Source organism: Nocardia vinacea NBRC 16497, assembly GCF_000308835.1.
Lineage (GTDB): Bacteria > Actinomycetota > Actinomycetes > Mycobacteriales > Mycobacteriaceae > Nocardia > Nocardia vinacea.
Genome location: NZ_BAGN01000100.1, coordinates 15,042 through 36,339, shown reverse-complemented (window position 1 = coordinate 36,339; position 21,298 = coordinate 15,042). Strand labels below are relative to the sequence as shown.

Here is a 21,298-nt window from a genome sequence, read left to right as displayed (position 1 = left end):
AGTTCGCGATGCGACCGCTCGGCACAGACGATCCCATGCGGATCGGGGACTACCGGCTACTCGGCCTGCTCGGTGCGGGCGGTATGGGCCGGGTGTACCTCGGGCGCAGCGCGGGTGGCCGCACCGTCGCGGTGAAGGTGATCCGGCCGGATCTGATCGGCAACGAGTTCCGCGAGCGGTTCCGGCGCGAGGTCACCGCGGCGCGGCGGGTCGGCGGGAAGTTCACCGCGCCGGTACTCGACGCGGATGTGGATTCGACGCCGCCGTGGCTGGCAACCGGCTATGTGGCCGGGTTCTCGTTGACCGATGCGGTCGAGCAGTTCGGCACGTTCAGCGAGAACACGCTGCTGGTGCTCGCGCACGGTCTCGCCGAGGCATTGATCGCGGTGCACGGTGCCGGGATCGTGCATCGCGATCTGAAACCGTCCAATGTGCTGCTGGCCGTGGACGGTCCGAAGGTGATCGACTTCGGCATCGCGCGCGCCGCCGAGGACAGCGCACTGACGACCACCGGAAATGTCATCGGCTCACCGGGATTCATGTGTCCGGAGCAGGTGGTCGGACCGACCATGGGACCCGAAGGTGATGTATTCGCGCTCGGCGGCGTGCTCGTCTACGCGGCGACCGGTCAGGGCCCGTTCGGCGCCGGTGAGACCGTGCAGATGCTGTATCGGGTGGTGTACGAGGAGCCGCGGCTCACGTCGGTGCCGGACCGGCTGCGGCCGCTCATCGCGGCGTGCCTGAACAAGGATGTGGCGGCGCGCCCGACGCCGCAGCAGTTGCTCGATCAGCTTGCCGAACTCGGGGTTCCGGAACGCGGCGGCTGGCTGCCCGCGCCGGTGCTCGAAGAGGTGAGCAGGCGGGCGGTTGCGCTGCTCGATCTGGAATCCGGGCCGGTCGAGGCGGTCGGACCGGATCCGGCACGGTCGGCGGCGACGATTTCGCGGCCGCTGCCGCAATCGAATTCGGGGCCGCACTCACCGCCCCACGCGCTGTCCCGGCCTGCGGCCGATACGGTGGCTTGGCAATCCGGAAATACCGCATGGCAATCCGGACCTCCTGGGCCACAAGCCAATTCGAGCCGTCTGTACGCGCCGTATCCGCCGGCCCATGACCAGTCGGGGCCGCAACCCGCCTACTACTACCCGCAGCCCGCGCCGAAAAGTCGTTCACGTCGGACCGCATGGGCCGTCGCGGCCGTGGTGGTCGGTCTCATCGTCGCGGGCGGCGCATTCCTCATCGGCACGCAACTGACCGACAAGTCCTCCGATTCCGCGGCGACGGTGAGCACTTCGGCGGTGCTCACCTCCGCCGCTCCCACGACCACCGCGACGACGCAGACCTCCGCGACGAGCACTTCGGCAGCGGCCACGGATTCGGCGGTACCCGAAGCGTTCGTCGGCAAGTGGACCGGCACGGCAAGGGATGCGCTCGCCACCTTCGATATCGAGTTGACCATTCACGACGGGAAAGTCGGCGAGGAGGTCGCCGCCTCGGCCAATACCGGCCAGGCATCACGCAGCCGGTGCGAACGCGCCGAACGTCTGACCAATGCCACCGACACCCAGCTCACCTTTGTGGCACGGCTCAGCGGTGGTGCGAGCGGGTGTATGGACGAAGGGTCGACCTCGAAGGTCATCCTGCAGCCGGACGGTTCGGTCACCTACAGCTTCAGCGGCGGTTTCAGCGGTGTGCTCGGCGATGTCACCGGCACTCTGCACAAGAATTGACGCGCGAACTTCGTCGGGCGCGCCTTCCGACGCACTCGGCGCCGATCGTCCATTCTGTGGACGATCACCGGTTCGACAACGAGCCGTATCTGTGTGAAGGGATCATCGAATGCGCGTAGTAGCCGAGGTGCTGGTCGGCCTGGTGGCGTTGCTGCACATCTACATCCTGGTCATGGAGATGTTCCTGTGGACCACGCCGCGGGTGCGCGCGTCCTTCGGCAGCACCGCCGAATTCGCCGAGCAGACCAAGGTTCTGGCCGCCAACCAGGGCCTCTACAACGGCTTCCTGGCGGCCGGTCTGATCTGGGGCATCATCGCCTCGGACCCGGTCGGATTCGCCGCGATGATCTTCTTCACCGCATGCGTTGTCGTCGCCGGGATCTACGGTGCGGCGACCGCGAACCGTCGGATCCTGTTCGTCCAAGCGCTGCCCGGAGCGATCGCCCTGGTCGCCGTGCTGATCGCGGGCAGCAACTAACGCTTTCCGAACCGTCGACGCGCGCGGGCTCGCTCGATGGTCGCTGCCCAGGACAGCTTCGCGATGGCGCTCGCCTCCCGCACAACGGCACGCGGATCAGCAGTGAGCAGATCGACACCCTCCCGACCTACCAGGCCGATCACCTTGCGCCGCGTCGCCGAACTCGCCTTGCTCATATGGCCGCTGTCGAAGGGCGGCTGCGGATCGTACTCGATCATCAGCTGGATTGCCTCGGCTTGGTCCTTGCCCGCGATCTCACCGGCCAGCCACAGCCCGAGGTCGATTCCAGCGGATACGCCCGCGGCGGTGACGATCTTGCCGTCGCGCACGATTCGTTCCTCGGCGCGTGGTTCGGCGCCGAGCGCCTTCAACATCGGCAAACCGGCCCAATGCGATGTCGCGGGCTTGCCCTGCAGAATCCCGGCGGCGGCGAGGATCACCGATCCGGTGCACACCGAGGTGGTCCAGGTCGAGGTCTCGTGCACCTGACGCAGCCAGGCGAGCAGCTTTTCGTCGGCCGCCGTGGCCGCGGTCGCGGGACCAGAGCCGCCGATGAGCACGATATCGGGAGAAGGCGTCTCATCGAGGGAGTGCGTCGCGCCGAGCAGCAGCACACCGCTGTCGGTGGTGATCGGCCCCGGCTCGTGCCAGACGAAGCGCAGCCGCGCACCCGGCAGCATCCGCAGCACCTCGTACGGCCCGATCACATCGAGCGCGGTCATACCCGGATAGACGACGATGGCGATCTGCATCGACCTTCCCTCCCATGGTGGATCCCGCCCTCGACAGTAGCCGCTGACGGTGCGGCGGATGGCGGACCGGCAGGTAAGCGGGCACGATCGAGACAGCACCGCCGAATGATCAGTCGGAGGGATATGCATGCGGAGATTCATCGGGCTCGCGATCGCCGTGCTGATGATCGGCGCGGTGGCCGGATGCGGCAACGATTCCGGCGCCGGGCCGGGCATTGTCACGAGCACCGCGCCCAGCACGTCATCGGGGGTGCCGGATCTGGCTGCGGGGGAGGAAGTCGTGCACGGTATCGATGTGCCGTGGGGCCTGGCCTTTCTGCCTGATGGTGGCGCCTTGGTCGCAGAGCGAGATACCGGCCGAATTCTGCGGGTGGTGCCTGGACGCGAGCCCGAGCAGGTGTACGAGGTTCCGGGTGTGGTGGCGCGCGGCGAGGGCGGTCTGCTCGGGCTCGCGGTGGCGGCGGACTATGCCGAAACACGGTATGTCTATGCGTATTTCACCGCTGCCGACGACAATCGGATCGTGCGGTTCCGGCTCGACGGGCAACCGGAGGTCATCTTCGCCGGTATCGCCAAGGCCGGCAACCACAATGGCGGCCGGATCGCGTTCGGACCCGACGGCATGTTGTATGTCGGAACCGGCGATGCGGGGCAGGGCGCCAGATCTCAGGATCCGGCGAGCCCCAACGGCAAGATCCTGCGGCTGACACCCGATGGCGCTCCGGCACCGGGCAATCCAACGTCCGGTTCGCCGGTTTACAGCCTGGGACACCGCAATGTGCAAGGTCTGGCTTGGGATCGGGCAGGCAGATTCTTCGCCGCGGAGTTCGGCCAGAACGCCTTCGACGAGGTCAATCTGATCGAGCCGGGCCGCAACTACGGCTGGCCGATCGTCGAAGGTAAAGGCGGCACCGATCGGGGATTCACCGACCCCCAGGTCATTTGGAGACCTTCGGAGGCATCGCCGTCCGGTATTGCCATCTCCGGAGACACCCTCTACGTCGCGGCGCTGCGCGGCGAACGACTGTGGACGGTTCCACTGCACGACGGCACGCTGGGCACACCACAGACCCAGTTGCCCGACCTGGGCCGCCTGCGCACGGTGACGATAGCCCCCGACGGCGCACTGTGGCTGACCACCTCCAATACGGACGGCCGCGGTGACGTCCGTGCCGGTGATGATCGGATCATCCGTTTCCCGGCGCGCTGAGTTCCCTTATTTCACAACCTTTCCGACCGAGCGCAGATCGCGGCGCAGCAGTGCGGTCTCCCTGGCATAGCCACGACGGCCGAATACTCGATACAGCAGCCGGACGGGAGCCGGGAGATGCCCGGCGAATTCCGACCACTCGCGCTCATCGGCCTCCTCGGCGATACGACCGAGGAATACCAGCGCCCGCCCCTTCGAAAACGATGCCAAACCGCGCTTGCCGAGTTCGGCCCACTCCGACTCGGTCAAGGTCTCGGCCACCATCGGCAGTACCGAATCTTCCTCCAGGCGAAGATGTTCGGTGAGCGCCTCATGTAGTCGGCGTAGCCCCTCGACCAGCAGATCCGCCGTTTCCGCACCGCCCTGATGTTCCCACTCGGACAGTTCGGAATCGACGCGGCGCATGAGCGCATCGACCTCTTCGTGCTGGGTCTGCATGAGATCGACCAGCGTCGAATCCAGTTCCGCCCAACGCAGTTTCGGCCAAACCAGCTCGTCCTCATTGCTGTGGTGATGATGCAGTGCGGCAAGCATCTCGCGCGCATGTGCGCTCACCCGCGCTACCTGTTCGGCGTCCATGGGCGAGGTCGCCTCGACAATGTCTGCCAGCAAACGGAATTCGCGTCGGAACACCCGGTGCACCAGCACCATGTCGTGGGTATCACAACCTGGCGACTCGGCCGCCCGGCGACTCATAACACCTGCTCCAGCGCAGACAGAAGATCCCCGATAGCCATTTAGTTCCTCCCGATACTAAATGCACTCCTGTGCAATAAGTGCAACTTAGTATAGTTTTGGCCGAGCTAACACTGTCAAGATGTCACTCGGAGGACACGCAGCGAATGACCGAGCACCGTGCCCGGGTCAGCGAGACCACCCAGGTCGAGGAGACCGCCCAGCTCACTTCGGGCCGCGTCGCCCAGCGCCGACGCACCCGCAAGGCCATCGTCGACGCCTCCATGACACTGCTGAACCGCGGCATCGAACCCTCGGTCAACGACATCGCCGCCGCTGCGGACGTGTCCAGACGCACCGTCTACCTGCATTTCCCCACTCTCGACCAGTTGATGCTCGACGCCACCATCGGCCTGCTCAGCGCGAATACCGATGAGGCGCTGACGAATATCCATTCCGCGGACCCGCGCGTGCGCATCGCCGAACTGGTGCGCGCGATGGGTGCGGAGATCACCGAGCTGCTACCGATGGGGCGGCGGCTGGTGAAGCTCACCGTCGACCCACCCGCGGAGGATGCACCACGACATGGGCATCGTCGGGTGCGTTGGATCGAATGGGCGCTCGAACCATTGCGTGATCGCATGCCCCAGCGGCAGTTCGACGATCTCGTGTCCAGTATCGCGCTCGTGGTGGGTTGGGAGGCGTTCATCGTGCTGATCGATGTGCGCGGCCTCGAGCCGGGTGCGGCCGTCGAGGTATGTGCCCGCGCCGCAACGACTCTCGTGGATGCCGCGCTACGCTCGCTCGAAAACTCATAGGCCCGCACAGCACCACACTCGATCATCCTGTGGCGCTGGACCATTCGGCGGCCGGTATGCGTTGCCCCGAGCGCCAGACGGCCAGCGTCAGTGGGACGCCCGGACGGTACGCGATATGGGTGACCGAGGGGGCGTCGAGCACCTGCAGATCGGCTCGGGCACCGACTTCGATGACCCCGACATCGTTGCGGCGCAATGCTTTCGCGCCCGCTGCGGTGGCCGCGTACACCGCTTCGGCGATCGAGAGGCCCATCTGGAGTACGGCCGTCGCGACGCAATAGGCCATGGATGTGGTGTAGGAACTGCCCGGATTGGCATTGGTGGCCAGTGCGACGGTCGCACCCGCGTCGAGCAGTGCGCGGGCGGGAGCGAGGGGTTGGCGGGTGGACAGGTCACATGCGGGTAGGACAGTGGCGACGGTGTCCGAGGCGGCGAGGGCCTCGACATCGGCGTCGGTGAGGTAGGTGCAGTGATCCACGCTGGCCGCGCCGTGCCGGACGGCCAGTTGTACGCCGGGGCCGGTGCCCAACTGGTTGCCGTGGACGCGCAGACCGAGTCCGCGTGCAGCCGCGGCGCGCAGTACGCGATCGGACTGATCCTCGTCGAAAGCGCCTGTCTCGCAGAAGACGTCGGCCCAGCGCACATGCGGTGCGACCGCGTCGAGCATATCGCCGCAGACCAGGTCCACGTAGGTTTCGGCATCGGCACCGGGCGGCACCAGGTGTGCGCCGAGGTAGGTCACCTCGTCGGCGATGGCGGCGGCGATGCGGGCCGAGCGTGCCTCGTCGGGCACGCTGAGGCCGTATCCGGTCTTGGTCTCCAGGCAGGTCGTACCCTGGCGGTAGGCCTCGGTGACGTGGCGGCGCAGGTTGGTCGAAAGCTGTTCGTCCGAGGCGCTTCTGGTGGCGGCGACCGTCGTTGCGATACCACCGGCACGGTAGGGCTGACCGGCCATTCTGGCCTCGAATTCGGCGGTGCGATCACCGGCGAAGACCAGGTGGGTGTGGCTGTCGACCCACCCGGGCAACGCCGCGCGGCCGCCGATATCGATCTGATCATCGGCGGCGGGTGCGGACCTCGCCGGGCCGATCCAGGCGAAGCGTGCACCCTCCAGCACCACTGCGGCATCGTGCAGCGGGCCGTCCGGAGCGTTGGTGGTCAGCTCGCCGATTCCAGTGATGAGGGTCGACACGGCACCCTTTCTGTCGGTGGAGATTCTGTCTTTTCTTTTCCGCGAGCGATCACGGTGCGTACAAAGCCCGAATCTCCTCTCGCAGAATAATTTCGGGACTTTCCACCGATATATGGCGACCTTCGGTGACCACCTGCCGACCGGCGATCAGCACCTCGCGGATATCGGCGGCCGAGGCGGCGAACAATGCGGCCGCGGGTTCGGCGCCCGCGGTCCGGATCGAGCCGAGATCGACGGTGACCAGATCGGCCGCCGCACCCGCTTCGAGGCGACCTACTTCCGGCCAGCCGATCGATTCGTGATCTGTTGCCGCACCGAACAACTCCGCGATATCGAATCGTCCGCGGGTGTGGGAGGCGAGACGTTCGTTCAACTCCAGCGCACGCCACTCTTCGAAGCCGTCGACGACCGCGTGACTGTCGGTGCCGAGGCACAGCCGGACTCCGGCGTCGAGAAGTTCGCGGGCGGGGCCGATGCCGTCGCCGAGATCGCGTTCGGTGGTCGGGCAGAAGCATGCCCGCGACCTTGCGTCGGCCAGCATCTGGATATCGGCAGTGCTCATATGCGTGGCATGCACGGCCACCGTATCCGGCCCGAGCAACCCGTTGTCCGCCAACAGCGCGGTCGGCGTAAGCCCGTGTGCAGCAAGGCAATCAAGATTCTCGGCGGGTTGTTCGGAGAGGTGGACGTGCACCGGCCGGCCGTCGGCCTGTTGGGCGACCACGGCCAGTGCTCGCGGGGGCACCGCGCGCACCGAATGTGCGGCCACACCGGTGCGCACCAGCTCAGATTCCGGCTTGAACGCGGCGGAACGCTCGGCCCAGGCCGCCGCGTCACCGTCACTGAAGCGACGCTGGTGTTCATCCGGCTGCTGACCGAATCCGCCACTGAGATAGCAGGTATCGAGCAGGGTGAGCCGTATTCCGGCGTCCTGTGCCGCCGCGGCCAGGGCCGCGCTCATCGCATTCGGATCGGTATAGGCCACGCCGCCGGGCGCGTGATGCAGATAGTGGAATTCGCCGACGCTGGTATATCCGGCGAGCACCATCTCCGCGTAGACCCCGCGTGCGAGCCGGTAGTAGGAGTCGGGATCCAGTCGATCTGCGACCGCGTACATTCGTTCCCGCCACGTCCAGAACGAGCCCCGGCCATGGTGGGTACGCCCGCGCAAGGCGCGATGGAAAGCGTGTGAGTGCGCATTCGCGAAGCCGGGAACGGTCAAGCCGTGCAACACATTTCCATTCGGCTCGGTTCCCCGGGCCACCGAGCGGATCGTCGATCCGGCGACATCGATCGTCACCCGTTCGGCCAATCCGTCCGGCAGCCAAGCATATTCGGCCCAATAGACGCTCATTCGGCCGACCTCCCGCACATCGGATTCCGGTCACGCCGATCCGACATCTGAACCCGCGCCCAGTGGTCCGCGCTCATTTCGCCAAGTCCTCGAGCACGCGAGCCAGGCTCTCGGCACCGAAGTCCACGTCCGCGGGTTCCGAATACTCCTGCGGCGCATGGCTGATACCGGTCGGATTGCGGACATAGAGCATGCCGGACGGCACGTGGGCCGCCAGAATGCCAGCGTCGTGCCCCGCGCCGGTCGGCAGGGCGGGCACATCGCCGAGTACCGCGTCCATTCGGCCCCGCAGCGTCTCGTCGAAAATGACATCGTCCGAATAGGATTCCTCGGTCACGGTGACCTCGCAGCCCTCGGCGGCCGCGGCCTCGCGTGCGAACCCGGCGATATCCTCGACCAATGCGGCGGTGCGTCCGTCTCCGGCGACGCGCGCATCCAGCCACAGATCTACCGTCGAGGCGATGACGTTCGTGCCGCCCGGTGTGGGTATCAGCTTGCCTACGGTGGCCCTGGCATCGTCGGTAGCCGCGGCAACCCGGCGGGCAGCCGCGATCACAGCGGCCGCGGGCAGCATCGGATCGTGGCGATCGGGCATGCGGGTCGCGCCCGCGTGATTGCCCTGTCCGGTGAAGGAGAACCGGTAGCGGCCGTGCGCGATGATGCTGCTACCGGTGGCGACCGCGCTGTCCAGGTCGATCAGCCCGCGTCCCTGTTCGACATGCAATTCGACGAAGCAGCCGATGCCGGCGAGCGCCTCGGGATCTGCGCCGAATCGATCCGGGTCCTGCCCCGCGCTGGCCGCGGCCTCGGCGAAGGTGATCCCGGCGGCGTCCCGCAGTCCGCGGGCGCGGTCGGCGTCGATGGCACCGGTGAGCAGTCTGGACCCCAGGCACGGCACACCGAAGCGTCCGCCCTCCTCCTCCGCGAACACCAATAGCGCAAGCGGCTTCGCGGGAGTGAAGCCCTTGGCGCGCAGGAGATCCACGGCAGCGAGGGCGCTCGTCACCCCGAGCGGGCCGTCGAACGCGCCGCCGCCGGGCACCGAGTCCAGATGACTCCCAGTGACCACCGCACCGGAACCGGGCCTCCCCCACCACGCCCAGATGTTCCCGTTGCGGTCGGTCGTCACATCCAGACTGCGGCGGGCCGCCTGCTCGATGAACCAGTCCCGCAATTCCAGTTCGGCACGGTCGAAGGCGTGTCGAGAGTATCCGCCGCGCCGCGTATCCCGGCCCACATCGGCAATTTCGGCGAGCAGGCCGTTCGCTGTCACTTGTCCTCCTGCATGGGGATTCGCACGCCACGCGCCGCGGCGACCGCGCCGGCCCGTTCGTACCCGGCGTCCACATGCCGAATGACACCCATACCGGGGTCATTGGTGAGCACACGCTCGATCTTCTGCCCGGCCAGCGCGGTCCCGTCGGCGACACAGACCTGTCCGGCGTGGATGGACCGCCCCATGCCGACGCCACCACCGTGGTGGATCGATACCCAGCTCGCGCCCGAAGCGGTGTTGACCAGTGCGTTGAGCAGCGGCCAGTCGGCAATGGCATCGGATCCATCGGCCATGGCCTCGGTTTCGCGATACGGCGAGGCGACACTGCCGGAGTCGAGGTGGTCACGGCCGATCACCACCGGAGCCTGCAACTCGCCGTTGGCGACCATCTCGTTGAAGCGGAGTCCGGCGAGGTGCCGTTCACCGTAGCCGAGCCAGCAGATGCGGGCCGGAAGTCCCTGGTAGGCGACGCGTTCCCCGGCCATGGTGATCCAGCGGCGCAGGGATTCGTTCTCCGGGAACAGTTCCAGCATGGCGCGATCGGTCGTGGCGATATCCGCCGGATCACCGGAGAGCGCGGCCCAGCGGAACGGCCCCTTGCCCTCACAGAACAGCGGCCGGATGTAGGCGGGCACGAATCCCGGGAAGTCGAAGGCCCGTTCACAGCCACCGAGTTTCGCCTCGCCGCGCAGTGAATTGCCGTAGTCGAAGACCTCGGCGCCGCGGTCGAGAAAGCCGAGCATCGCATCGACGTGTTCGGCCATGGATTCGCGGGAGCGATCGGTGAATTCGTCGGGCTTCTTCGCTGCGTAATCGGCCCAGTCTTCGAGTGCGACACCGCGCGGCAGGTACGCGAGAGGGTCGTGCGCCGAGGTCTGGTCGGTGACGATATCGATCTCGACTCCTGCCGCCAACAGCCTCGGCAGCACCTCGGAGGCATTGCCGATCAGACCGACCGACAATGCCTTTCGCTCCGCACGCGCTTTCGAGACCCGGCGCACCGCATCATCGAAATCGGTGGCGATCTCGTCGAGATAGCGCTCGTGCACCCGCCGCTCGGCACGTGCCGGATCACATTCGACGACCAGGGCGACACCGCCGTTCATGGTGACGGCCAGCGGCTGCGCCCCGCCCATGCCGCCCAATCCCGCTGTGAGCGTGAGGGTTCCGGCGAGGGTGCCGCCGAAACGCTTATCTGCCACGGCGGCGAAGGTCTCGTAGGTGCCCTGCAGAATGCCCTGGGTGCCGATGTAGATCCACGAACCCGCGGTCATCTGGCCGTACATGGTGAGGCCGAGCGATTCCAGTCTGCGGAACTCGGGCCAGGTCGCCCAGTCCCCCACCAGATTCGAATTGGCGAGCAACACCCGCGGCGCCCATTCGTGCGTCCGGAATACGCCGACGGGCTTACCCGACTGAACCAGCAGGGTCTCATCTGCCTCGAGTGTGGTGAGCGTGCGGCTGATCGCGTCGAAACTTGCCCAGTTCCGCGCCGCCTTACCGGTGCCGCCGTATACGACCAAGTCCTGCGGGCGCTCCGCCACCTCGGGATCGAGATTGTTCTGCAGCATCCGGAGTGCGCCCTCGGTCTGCCAGTTCTTGGCAGTCAGTTGCGTGCCACGTGCCGCGCGTACTGTCCGTGTCATCGGATTGCCTCCATATCAACGAATTTCCCGTCCGCCCCGCAGGTCGGTGTCGCATATCTACTGGTGACCTCGTATGACCATGTGCGCGAGCCCGATTCGCTATGCGGGAACCGGATTGCTTCGGGTGTCGGCAAGGGAGCTCACTTTCCTGAGATGTCGAGGTGGGGTGTGACCGCGGCCAGCAGTTCGCCGGAACGAATAAGTTCCGTAGCGGCGGCGATTTCCGGGGCGAGGTGCCGGTCCGGTCCCGGGCCGTCGACCTGGGTGCGAAGCAGGGCGAGAGCCGCCGCGGTCGCCGGGCCCGGACGCAGCGGGGAACGCATGTCCAATGCCCTCGCAGCCGTGAGATATTCGACGGCGAGCACGGTAGTCAGACCGTCGAGGGCCCTGCGCAATTTGCGTGCGGCCGACCAGCCCATCGACACATGGTCTTCCTGCATCGCGCTGCTCGGAATCGAATCCACCGAGGCGGGCATCGCCAGGCGCTTGAGCTCGCTGACGATTCCCGCCTGGGTGTACTGCGCGATCATGTGACCGGAATCGACACCCGGATCGGCCGCGAGGAAGGCGGGCAGACCGTGTGAGCGTGCGACATCCAGCATCCGGTCGGTGCGCCGCTCGGCCATGCTGGCGACATCGGCGACCGGAATGGCCAGGAAGTCGAGCACATACGCCACCGGAGCACCGTGGAAGTTGCCGTTGGATTCCAATCTGCCATCGGCGAGCACGACGGGATTGTCGATCGCCGAGGCCATTTCGCGCTCGGCGACCAGTTCGGCGTGCGTGAGGGTGTCGCGGGCGGCGCCGTGCACCTGCGGTGCGCAACGCAATGAATACGCGTCCTGCACCCGGTTGCAGTCCGGACCTCGGTGGCTGGCAACGATTTCCGATCCCGCGAGCGCGGCCGCCATACGCAGCGCCGACCGAGCTTGGCCGGGATGCGGGCGCAGCGCCTGTAGATCATCGGCGAAGACCCGGTCGGTGCCGAGCAGCGCCTCCACGCTCATCGCGGCGGTGATATCGGCGACGTCGAGCAGTTGGCGCAGGTCATTGATCGCTAGCGCCAGCATGCCGAGCATGCCGTCGGTGCCGTTGGTGAGCGCGAGCCCTTCCTTCTCGGCGAGGGTCACCGGCTCGATTCTCTTGGCGTGCAAGGCTTCTGCCGCAGTAACCACATTGCCAGCCGAGTCCGTGACCTCCCCCTCCCCCATCAGCGCCAACGCGACCGCGGCCAGTGGCGCGAGATCGCCGGAGCAGCCGAGCGATCCGAACTCGTGCACCACCGGCGTAATGCCCGCATTGATCAACGCGGCCAAGGTGAGCGCCGTCTCCGGTCGCACACCGGTATGTCCGGTGGCCAACGTGCGCAGCCGCAGCAGCATCATGGCGCGCACTACCTCGGTCTCGACCGCCGCGCCCGCGCCCGCGGCATGCGAGCGGATCAGCGACCGCTGTAGCGCGGCCCGGCTCTGCGGCGGAATGTGCCGGGTGGCCAGTGCACCGAAGCCGGTCGAGACGCCGTAGGTCGGGACCGTGCCCGCCGCCAGCGCGTCGACATGCTGGCGCGCGTAGGTCAGCCGCTTCTCAGCGGCCTCGCTGAATCGAACTTCCGCGCCGTCGCGGGCAACGGCGACGATGCGTTCGACGGTCAGCGGCCCGTCCAGCTCCACGGGCGGTAACTGCGTGGTATCCGGCATAGGCCCATTCCACCGCCACGAGGGCGGGTGGAGAATGAGGCTGGGCCAGGTTCTGTCTGGTATTCGAGACAATCCGAGGAAGTGGCATGGGAACGAGCAGCGATATCCCGGCGCTGCGGCGCGGCTTGGCGGTGCTGCAGCTGATGTCGACCCGGGCCGGACCGATCTCCGCATCCACCATCGCGCGCGAACTCGGCATCCCCCGCTCCACCACCTATCACCTGCTCGCGGAGTTGGAGCAGGCCCGCTTCGTCACCCGGCTGCCCGCCGAACGGCGCTACGGCCTCGGTATCGCCGCCTTCGAGTTGGGCTCGGCCTATCTGCGTCACGATCCGCTGGAGCGGGTGGCCGGACCGTTGCTGCGCGAGCTGGCCGGCCGGGTCGGACACAACGCGCACCTCGGGGTCCTGCACGGCAATGAACTGCTGTATCTGATCAAAGAACGCCCAGCGCGTCCCGAAACGCTGGTGACCGATGTCGGCGTCCGCCTGCCCGCACAGCTGACCGCATCGGGCCGGGCGATCCTGGCGCATCTGCCCGCCGCCCATGTGCGTGCACTGTTCCCGTCGGCCGCGACCTTCGTACGCCGCACCGATCGCGGGCCGACCAGCCTCGCGGCGCTGCGCACCATCCTGGCCGCCGAGCGTCGGCGCGGCTGGGCGAGCGAGGACGGACATGTCACCGCGGGATTCGCCTCGGTCGCCTATCCGGCATTCGATCACGACCATCGACCGATCGCGGCGATCAGCGTGACGCTGCGACACCACTGCGAGCAGATCCCCTGTGCTGCCGATTGGTCCGGTCTCGCCGCCCAGGTGCGATCGACCGCTGACGATCTCACCCGCCGCATCGGTGGACGGGTGAGCTAAAGGCGCGAATAGATAGCAATAGGGGCAAACTCCCAGGTCTTTCGACTGCAGCCACGACACACCGACCGACTTTCCGAATTTCAGCAATCAGACAGTTACGCTGATGGATCACCGACCGGGGCAATGCCCGCCGGGCGACGCACGACCAACAGTGCCGGATGGGGACAGGAGCACGATGCGAACACCGATGCGCCGCCGCGCCCTGGTCGGGCTCGCGATCATCGCGAGCGCGCTACTGCTGCCGAGCCTCGCCATGCCGACCGCGCAGGCCACCATCGCACCGTTCGGCCGGGAATTCCTCTGGGGCGTCGCATCATCGGGCTTTCAATCCGAAGGCCGTGCGCCGGACAGCAATTGGACCCGCTATATCGAAACCGGAAAGGCCGGGGACGACTACGAGAATTCGGTCGACTTCTACAAGCGCTACATCTCCGACATCAACCTGGCCGCACATCTCGGGGTCCGGGTGTATCGGATCGGCATCGAATGGGCGCGGATACAGCCGCAACCCGACACCTGGGACGAGGCGGCATTCGGCTTCTACGACAACGTGATCGCGCGCATCCTCGCCGCCGGTATGCGGCCGATGCTCACCCTGGATCACTGGGTGTATCCCGGCTGGGCCGCCGATCGCGGCGGCTGGCGCAATCCGGGCATGGTCGAGGATTGGCTGGCCAGTATGCGAAAGGTGGTGAACCGCTATGCCTCTCGCAACCCACTGTGGGTCACCTTCAACGAGCCCGCCGCCTACATCGGCACCGAACTGCGCATCGGTGCCATCACGCCGGACGAAGCGCCGGCGATGCTGGACCGAATCGCCCAGGCGCACAACGCGATCTACGACACCATCCATCAGAACATGCCGGATGCGCAGGTCACCAGCAACCTCGGCTATGTCGCGGGCGCCGAAACCGAGGTGAACCAGCCGCTCGTGGACCGGATCGCCGATAAGCTCGATTTCATCGGCGTCGACTACTATTTCGCGCCCCTGCCGGAAACGAACAAAGCGGTACAGGGTGGTTCGAACGAAGGTCCGGCGATCTGGGAACTCCCGATTCACACCGAGGGCATCTACTATGCGCTGCGCCATTACGCGCAGTTGTTTCCCGACCGCCCACTGTATGTCGTGGAGAACGGCATGCCCACCGAGGACGGTAAACCGCGCGCCGACGGCTACACCCGCTCCGACCACCTCCGCGACACCGTCTACTGGCTCCAGCGCGCCAAGTCCGACGGAATGAACGTCGTCGGCTACAACTACTGGAGCCTGACCGATAACTACGAATGGGGCAGCTACACACCACGTTTCGGCCTCTACACCGTCGACGTCCGCACCGACCCCACCCTGGCCCGTCACCCCACGGACGCGGTCGACGCCTACCGCGGCATCATCCAATCCGGCGGTGTTCCGGCCGATTACCGCCCGACCCGCGCACCGGTCGAGTGTGGACTGGTCGATCCGCCCGATAGTTGCGATCAGTCCGTCAGCGTTCCCTAGCCGCCAACGGTTGCTTCCGACTCGGCTATGTTTTCCGTCTATGGGCGGTAGATTGGCGCTGGTGGTGGGGTCCGAATGTGCCGCACTGCCCCGACTCGGCTTTCCGGGCGAGCTGGCGACCGAGCTGTATGCGAATCTCAGCGCCGCGGGTGGCTGGCAACCTGCCACAGCGCAGCAGGGGCCGGTACTCGACCCAACTGCGGACGAGTTTTCCGAGGCAGTCAACAATGCCTTCGCCACCGCCTCGGAGCAGCAAGCGACGCTGTTGATCGGCTTCGTCGGGCATGGTGTGGCAACCGCCGGTGAGGACTTCTTCCTGCTCGCGCGTGACTCACCGCCGGTGTTCCCCAACTCGCGCACCGCATTCCACCTGACGCAGGGCATTCGAGAACGACTCAACGGATCCAAGCTCGACGGTCTGATCGTGCTCATCGATGCCTGCGAGAGCGGGGAAGGTGTGCAGGGCGCGGCCCGCCGTTGGACCGACATGCTCACCCGCTCGTCCGGACGGATGGAACTCCTGGTGGCCTCCGGCGACGGCCCCGCCTACGCGGGCTGCTTCACCCGGACCATGGTCGACACGTTCAGCGGTGGTCTGCCGCTGCGCGGTGAGAACCTGCTGCCATCCGATCTGGTCGAACCGATCGGCAGCACATGTAAACGCCAGCAACCGCAGCATCTTTCGTTCACGTCCGGTGCGCTGTCGACGACCGCAAGCGGTGATCCCGGACTCTGGCTGGTGCCCAATGCCGCTCGGCGGCGCGATGCCGTAACCGGCCGTCCCGCAGCTGGATTCGTTGACCAGCTCACTCGTCAACTGCTGCTCACCGATGTCATTCGCGAGCGACTTGTCGAGATCGTCGAAACCGGGGGGCGCCGCCTGCGCGCGGTCGTCGGCCCGGCCGGATCCGGGAAGTCCACACTGATGGCGATGCTTGTACGACCGAGTCTGGTCGATGGGCTGCCGATCGCACCCGAGTACGTCACCGCGGCTGTATTTCTCACAGTCGGCAGCTCGATCGAGTCGGTGACCGACGAACTGTCTGCCCAATTGTCCGACCGGGTTCCCGGTTTCACCGATGCTACCCGCGCGGTCGATGAACCCGACGACCCCGAACACGACCTGTTCGATATCGAGATCCGGCGACCGCTGGCCCGGCTCCGCACCCCCGGTCGCCGGATCACCATCGTCTTCGACGGCATGGACCAGCCGGCGGCCGGAACTCGGGATCAACTCGTACGGCACATCGCCGAGCTGACCCGTAGCGACGAATTCACCCATGTACGAGTGATCCTCGGCGTAAGAGCGGGCACCGGCATCGCGGAAATTCCGGAGCTCGCGCACCTGCATCGCATCGAACTCCTGCCGCCGAGTGCCGAGGACATCGCCGCCATGGTGTTCGAATCCACTCGGCACCAACTCGAACCGGCCGACCCACAGATGTGGGTGCGCTGGATCGATGCGTTACTCGCGGAAACGCCCACCAGCTTGTCTGTGGAAACCCCGTCCATCGGTCATTCGCGCGCCGTGTCGGGCGGGTGGCTGCTGGCCCGGCTGTTGATCGAGGTCCACTCCAGCATCACCGACGAGGAGATCGCCGCCGGCGTCGGACTCGAAACCGTTGTCCAGCATCGAGTTCACGGCGCGCTGGACGCCGCGCATCCCGATACCGCCGAGGTGCTCGGGGCACTATTGGCGATCCTGGTCGCGGCCGGGGCCGGTCCGGTGCTGCCGATGGAGTTGTTCGAATCCGCTCTGGCACAGTTGGTCTCAGGATTGCATACGGCACTGATCCGTGACCTCGTCGTCGAGCTGGGTGTGCTGGTCACGCGCAGTCGGGCCGGTACCGCCCGTGAGTCGCTCGGCATTGCGCACGGTGCGCTGGTTCCTGTGCTCGGGGCCGAGGCCGAGCGGCTCGACTGGGCGATCAGCGAAGCGCATGGCGCGATTGCGATGGCAATCACTATCGCGATCGGCTCGGCGGTCGATAACGGAACCGAGATATCCGAGCAGGCAGCCGAATACATCCGCGGCTCGGGCACGCGGCACTACCTCGGCCAGGGCGACGCCGACTCGGCAAGAGAGTTGCTCCTCGGCCTCGAGACCGTACGCCCGGCCATCAATCGCGATATGTATGCCGCGTGGCTGCCATCGTTTATCGAGGCATGTGGCCTCGAGCACCCCGTCACGCTGACCATCCGGCACCAACTCGCAATTTGGCGTGGCCGAAGCGGCGATATGGGTGAAGCCGTCGCGGAACTCGCCGCAGTGCTGACCGACCAATTGCGCGTACTCGGCCCCGACAACCCTCGCACCTTGGCGACCCGCCTCAACCTCACCAACATGCGCGGCCTACATGACGTCACCGGGGTGGCGCGCTACCCGGAGAGCATGGTCGGTTTCGACGACACCGCCGCGCGCGCCATCGCACGAGCCATCACCGAACTGGAGCAGCTACTCACCGATCAACTACGAATCCTCGGTGCCGACCATCCGGATACCCTCGCCACCCGCTACAGCCTCGCCTACTGGTATAGCGATAGCGACGAACCGGCCAGAGCCGCCGCCGAATACGAACGGATTCTTGCCGATCAGACCGCCGTGTTGGGCCCGGACCATCCCGGCGCACTGGACACTCGCGAGAGCATCGCTTACTTGCACGGCGAGGACGGTGACATTCCTCGGGCAATAGCGGAACTCGAACGTCTGCTGGTGGACCGTCTGCGCGTATTCGGCCCCGATCACCCCGACACCCTGCAAACTCGGCACAACATCGCGCACTTGTATGGCGAGTCGGGTGACCCTGACCGTGCCATCGCCGAGTTCGAGCAGGTAGTCATCGATCGTGAGCGTATCTTGGGCGCGGACGATGTCGCTACGCTGAAAACCCGAGGCGCCATCGCGGCCCTCCGGAACGGCCCCGACGTGCGGCGGGCCCTCGCCGAGAACGAGCAACTTTTCGCCGACCAAGAGCGCATCCTCGGTTTGCGTCATCCGGACACTCGCGACACCCGGAGCCGAATCTTTTATCTACAGCAGCAAATCTTGTTCCGGCAGGAGCACCCTGGTCCGGATTCGCCTGAAGCAGATCCGACGGACTGATTCAACCTTCCATCGCGCAATTCCGCGATCGATGTGACAGCGTCACTATTCGTCCGACGGCGATCGGGCTGGTAGCAGGCTATCCCGCCACCAGTGGGTGTACGCGAGGCATGCCGCCGATGCGATCAACATGGCGGGGATGGCGAAACCCCAATGGACACTTACGGAATAGAGTACGACCGCGGCGACCGCACCGAGCACAACAGCGGCGATTCGGGCAACCGCGAGCGGATCGGCACGGCGATCGGCGACAAGGTCGCTGACCAGACCGGTGAACGTGCTCGTCATGTAGGTCGTCGGCGATCTGCGATCGACGATGAGGACCGCTGCCGCCTGGACGCCCATGCCCAAGGCCGCCGCGGCCAGCAGGACGAAACGAATAGCGCCGACCGAATCGGCGAACACGGTGATCGCGGCCACGACAACCACCAACACCGCCTCGCCAGCGAAGCAGTGACGCAGCCGTGCGATACGCCGCACCCCCGGCGGCATTGCGCGACACCAGCGCGCCGCCGCCGCGACACCGACGAGATAAACCACGAGCACCACCAGCGGCGGCGTCAGTTCGATGCCGGACATGCCGACAGCCGTACCGAGCAATACCAGGTTGCCGGTCAGCACGCTGGCGAACACCTTGCCCAGCTCGGTGAATACCAGCGCATCCGTCGCACCCGATCCGGCCGACAGCAAGACCAGCACCGTCGGCCCGACCGGCAACCATCGCGGTGGTTCATGCTTCATCGGCATAACCGCACGGTATCGGTCGGGCTTCGGCATCCTGCGGTCGGCTATTTCTTATCGGCGGTCAGCTGTCCGGCCGCGCCCCAGCTGTCGGCGGGGGTCTCGTGGATCCACACCTGTACGGTCTCGGCCGGAATCTGGTAGGCGTCCACGAAGGCGTCGGTGATTCGGCGGACCAGATCCCGCTTCAGTTCGACGGTGCGCGGGCCCTGCTGGACGGTGACGATGGGCATGACTGATCTCCTGACTGAAAAGGGTTGGGACAGACCGCATCCGGATGATTCCGGCTGGTTCGGCGGCCTGCTGTCAGTTCACCCGAACGAAGATCATCGACCAAGGGCCAGTTCGTTCGCGCAGCGATAACGAATGCTTATCGTCGACGACTCACTTCGCCAGGAGGTCGCGCAACAACTCCGAGCTCGGCGAATCGGTCCCGGCTCGCAGGGCGACGGCAATCGGCAGGCTCAGGCCGCCATCGGCGAACGGACGGAAGGCCACTCGCGGGTTGTGCACCTGGTCGGCATTGGCCGCGTAGATCACCGTCCACATCGCGGCGGCGGTGCCGATCGCAGCCAAGTTGTCCTGCAGCGTGGTGGCGGTCGGTGCCGGAACCGGCTCGAAACCCGCACGCTGACAAGACATCAGCACCAGATCCACCAGTGCCGGATGATTGCGCCGCTCGGTCATCCGCAGCGGCACCGAGGCCAGATCCGCCAATCGCACCGTCTCGTGCGCGGCCAGCGGATGCCGGGCCGGGAGCACCGCGACGAGCGGATCATCCCATGCGCGCAGATACTCCAGTTCCGGAGTGTCGTCGGCGGCGGGCGCACGCACGAAGGCCGCGTCCAGTCGTCCGTCGGCCACCTGCGCCAACCGCTCGCGCACCGGCAGCGTGACCAACTCGATCCGCACCTGCGGAAGACGCTCGGCAAAGGCATCCAGGATGGCGTCCAGCCGCGCACCGAGTCCGGTGACCGTGCCGAGCCGGAACACCTCGGCCCGCGCACCGGCCAGATCAGCCACTGATGCCCGCGCCTGATCCGCCGCGATCAACACACCGCGCGCCGCGGGCAGAAACCGCTGCCCGGCCTCGGTCAGCCGCACCCGCCGCGGCGACCGATCCAGTAACTGAACCTTCAATTCCCGCTCGAGCCGCTGCACCTGCTGACTCACTGCTGGTTGCGCGATATGCAGCCGCTCAGCCGCGCGCCCGAAGTGCAGTTCCTCGGCCACGGTGACGAAATAGCGCAATTGGCGCAGCTCCATGGCGCGGGCTCCTCGAAATAGTGGTCCTGTCGATCCATGAAACCAGCCGCCGCGATCAGCGCATGCGGCAGCAAGCGGATGACAACAAATCGGCGGGCGCTCGGTTCGAGCGCCCGCCGATTTGGGTGTCGGGGTTACTTCGGTGCCGTAAAGGGCTGGTTGATGGTGGTGAAGTATTGGATTGCGGCGGCGATGGCGACCGGAGCCGTGACGAAAATCTGTCCGGCGAGGGTGCCTAGCGCGCCGACGGCGATGATGCCGCCGATGCAGCCGATGGCCGCGGACGGGATGAATGCGCCGAAGAGGCCGACAATGGTGGCCGCGGCGACGGTCGCGCCCGCGATACCGCCGAGGACACAGCCGACGGCGCCGCCGGTGAGACCGCCGACCAGGGTGCCGACGGTGGCGCCCATGCTGATGGTGCTGGTCAGGCGGTTCCAGGCGGCTTGCTCACGGTCGTAGTCGGACTTCCACGGGGCCTTGTCCTCGAACGGCAGCGCGACCGGCTTGTACACGGCGTGGGCCGTATCGAACTGCGGAGTCAGCGTCGCAGTGTGATCCTGGATATCCGCCGCGATCGGGAAGACGAAATCGTCCACCCGGAACGACAGGTCGGTGCCCGCAACGGTGGTTCCGTCGACGGCCTTGATCTTGAAGACACCGTTCTCGTCGACCAGCGAACCGACATCGGTCTTGATAATGGTCGAGGACGGGGTCGCGGTAGCTGTGTAGTTCACGACGCCGTTGTCGGTTTCGGGAGCGGCATTCACGGTCCCGGCCGTGACACCGAGCGCCGCGATCACCAGCGCCGAGGTCGCGGCGAATTTCCTCATCAACATGCTTTGGTTCCTAACGGGGTGGACTTCGGAAGCAGCCCCATTAAAGCCGCAGCAAGCCGATGGCGTGTGATCAAATCGTTATTATTTGCCCGTCAATTGCCGCCAGGTCATGCGCGGGTCGATCACGATGAGATCTAGATCACATCGATACCCG

Annotated in this window: 18 protein-coding genes; 7 read left to right on the top strand and 11 right to left on the bottom strand. The window is 66.3% G+C overall.

Annotated elements, in window-relative coordinates; translation table 11 throughout:
* Nucleotides 1–35: 35 nt before the first annotated feature.
* Both ON44_RS13130 and ON44_RS13125 read left to right on the top strand, forming a co-directional pair.
* Entirely contained in the window at nucleotides 36–1,730 is a 1,695-nt protein-coding gene (locus ON44_RS13130; RefSeq protein ID WP_245567131.1) for a serine/threonine-protein kinase, read from the top strand.
* Nucleotides 1,731–1,839: 109 nt separating this feature from the next.
* Nucleotides 1,840–2,208, top strand: coding sequence for a DUF1304 domain-containing protein (locus tag ON44_RS13125; protein ID WP_040689657.1), 369 nt, complete (start codon nucleotides 1,840–1,842; stop codon nucleotides 2,206–2,208).
* Here the strand turns inward: ON44_RS13125 and ON44_RS13120 are convergent.
* The gene (locus ON44_RS13120) at nucleotides 2,205–2,960 is read right to left on the bottom strand and encodes a DJ-1/PfpI family protein (RefSeq protein ID WP_040689653.1); all 756 of its coding nucleotides are present in this window, start codon (nucleotides 2,958–2,960) and stop codon (nucleotides 2,205–2,207) included. The two genes, ON44_RS13125 and ON44_RS13120, sit on opposite strands and share 4 nt — an antisense overlap.
* A gap of 127 nt (nucleotides 2,961–3,087) precedes the next feature.
* Between ON44_RS13120 and ON44_RS13115 the strand changes: the two genes are divergently transcribed.
* On the top strand, nucleotides 3,088–4,170 hold the full coding sequence (locus ON44_RS13115) for a PQQ-dependent sugar dehydrogenase (protein ID WP_083897836.1): 1,083 nt from the start codon (nucleotides 3,088–3,090) through the stop codon (nucleotides 4,168–4,170).
* 6 nt (nucleotides 4,171–4,176) lie between these two features.
* Here the strand turns inward: ON44_RS13115 and ON44_RS13110 are convergent, their stop codons facing one another.
* Nucleotides 4,177–4,866: a hemerythrin domain-containing protein gene (locus ON44_RS13110; protein WP_063721554.1), complete on the bottom strand. Its 690-nt coding sequence runs from the start codon at nucleotides 4,864–4,866 to the stop codon at nucleotides 4,177–4,179.
* A 146-nt stretch (nucleotides 4,867–5,012) separates the two neighbouring features.
* On the opposite strand from ON44_RS13110, the gene ON44_RS13105 reads away from it, so the two are divergent.
* Nucleotides 5,013–5,663, top strand: coding sequence for a TetR/AcrR family transcriptional regulator (locus ON44_RS13105; RefSeq protein ID WP_040689651.1), 651 nt, complete (start codon nucleotides 5,013–5,015; stop codon nucleotides 5,661–5,663).
* A gap of 22 nt (nucleotides 5,664–5,685) precedes the next feature.
* Here ON44_RS13105 and hutI read toward each other — a convergent pair whose 3' ends face one another.
* The 5 genes from hutI to hutH all read right to left on the bottom strand — a co-directional run bounded on the left by hutI (nucleotide 5,686) and on the right by hutH (nucleotide 12,828).
* Nucleotides 5,686–6,855 (bottom strand): imidazolonepropionase, encoded by a 1,170-nt coding sequence (gene hutI, locus ON44_RS13100; protein WP_040689649.1) that lies wholly within the window; start codon nucleotides 6,853–6,855, stop codon nucleotides 5,686–5,688.
* 49 nt (nucleotides 6,856–6,904) lie between these two features.
* Complete coding sequence (locus tag ON44_RS13095) at nucleotides 6,905–8,209, bottom strand: formimidoylglutamate deiminase (RefSeq protein ID WP_051181951.1); 1,305 nt, start codon at nucleotides 8,207–8,209, stop codon at nucleotides 6,905–6,907.
* Nucleotides 8,210–8,282: 73 nt separating this feature from the next.
* Nucleotides 8,283–9,482: an allantoate amidohydrolase gene (locus ON44_RS13090; protein WP_040689646.1), complete on the bottom strand. Its 1,200-nt coding sequence runs from the start codon at nucleotides 9,480–9,482 to the stop codon at nucleotides 8,283–8,285.
* On the bottom strand, nucleotides 9,479–11,131 hold the full coding sequence (gene hutU / locus ON44_RS13085; RefSeq protein ID WP_040689643.1) for a urocanate hydratase: 1,653 nt from the start codon (nucleotides 11,129–11,131) through the stop codon (nucleotides 9,479–9,481). The genes ON44_RS13090 and hutU overlap by 4 nt, the downstream gene beginning before the upstream one ends.
* Nucleotides 11,132–11,271: 140 nt before the next feature.
* Nucleotides 11,272–12,828, bottom strand: coding sequence for a histidine ammonia-lyase (hutH, locus tag ON44_RS13080; protein ID WP_040689641.1), 1,557 nt, complete (start codon nucleotides 12,826–12,828; stop codon nucleotides 11,272–11,274).
* Between the two features lie 86 nt (nucleotides 12,829–12,914).
* Here hutH and ON44_RS13075 point away from each other — a divergent pair, with 86 nt between their 5' ends.
* The 3 genes from ON44_RS13075 to ON44_RS46705 all read left to right on the top strand — a co-directional run bounded on the left by ON44_RS13075 (nucleotide 12,915) and on the right by ON44_RS46705 (nucleotide 18,298).
* Nucleotides 12,915–13,697: an IclR family transcriptional regulator gene (locus ON44_RS13075; RefSeq protein WP_040689635.1), complete on the top strand. Its 783-nt coding sequence runs from the start codon at nucleotides 12,915–12,917 to the stop codon at nucleotides 13,695–13,697.
* A 175-nt stretch (nucleotides 13,698–13,872) separates the two neighbouring features.
* On the top strand, nucleotides 13,873–15,195 hold the full coding sequence (locus tag ON44_RS13070) for a family 1 glycosylhydrolase (protein ID WP_040689634.1): 1,323 nt from the start codon (nucleotides 13,873–13,875) through the stop codon (nucleotides 15,193–15,195).
* 40 nt (nucleotides 15,196–15,235) lie between these two features.
* Complete coding sequence (locus ON44_RS46705; RefSeq protein WP_051181950.1) at nucleotides 15,236–18,298, top strand: tetratricopeptide repeat protein; 3,063 nt, start codon at nucleotides 15,236–15,238, stop codon at nucleotides 18,296–18,298.
* A 45-nt stretch (nucleotides 18,299–18,343) separates the two neighbouring features.
* Here ON44_RS46705 and ON44_RS13060 read toward each other — a convergent pair whose 3' ends face one another.
* The 4 genes from ON44_RS13060 to ON44_RS13045 all read right to left on the bottom strand — a co-directional run bounded on the left by ON44_RS13060 (nucleotide 18,344) and on the right by ON44_RS13045 (nucleotide 21,144).
* Nucleotides 18,344–19,045 (bottom strand): DUF1275 family protein, encoded by a 702-nt coding sequence (locus ON44_RS13060; protein WP_051181949.1) that lies wholly within the window; start codon nucleotides 19,043–19,045, stop codon nucleotides 18,344–18,346.
* Nucleotides 19,046–19,086: 41 nt separating this feature from the next.
* The gene (gene dmpI, locus ON44_RS13055) at nucleotides 19,087–19,272 is read right to left on the bottom strand and encodes a 4-oxalocrotonate tautomerase DmpI (RefSeq protein WP_040689632.1); all 186 of its coding nucleotides are present in this window, start codon (nucleotides 19,270–19,272) and stop codon (nucleotides 19,087–19,089) included.
* 151 nt (nucleotides 19,273–19,423) lie between these two features.
* The gene (locus tag ON44_RS13050) at nucleotides 19,424–20,305 is read right to left on the bottom strand and encodes a LysR family transcriptional regulator (RefSeq protein ID WP_040689629.1); all 882 of its coding nucleotides are present in this window, start codon (nucleotides 20,303–20,305) and stop codon (nucleotides 19,424–19,426) included.
* A 134-nt stretch (nucleotides 20,306–20,439) separates the two neighbouring features.
* Nucleotides 20,440–21,144: a DUF8020 domain-containing protein gene (locus tag ON44_RS13045; RefSeq protein WP_040689626.1), complete on the bottom strand. Its 705-nt coding sequence runs from the start codon at nucleotides 21,142–21,144 to the stop codon at nucleotides 20,440–20,442.
* Nucleotides 21,145–21,298: the final 154 nt, after the last annotated feature.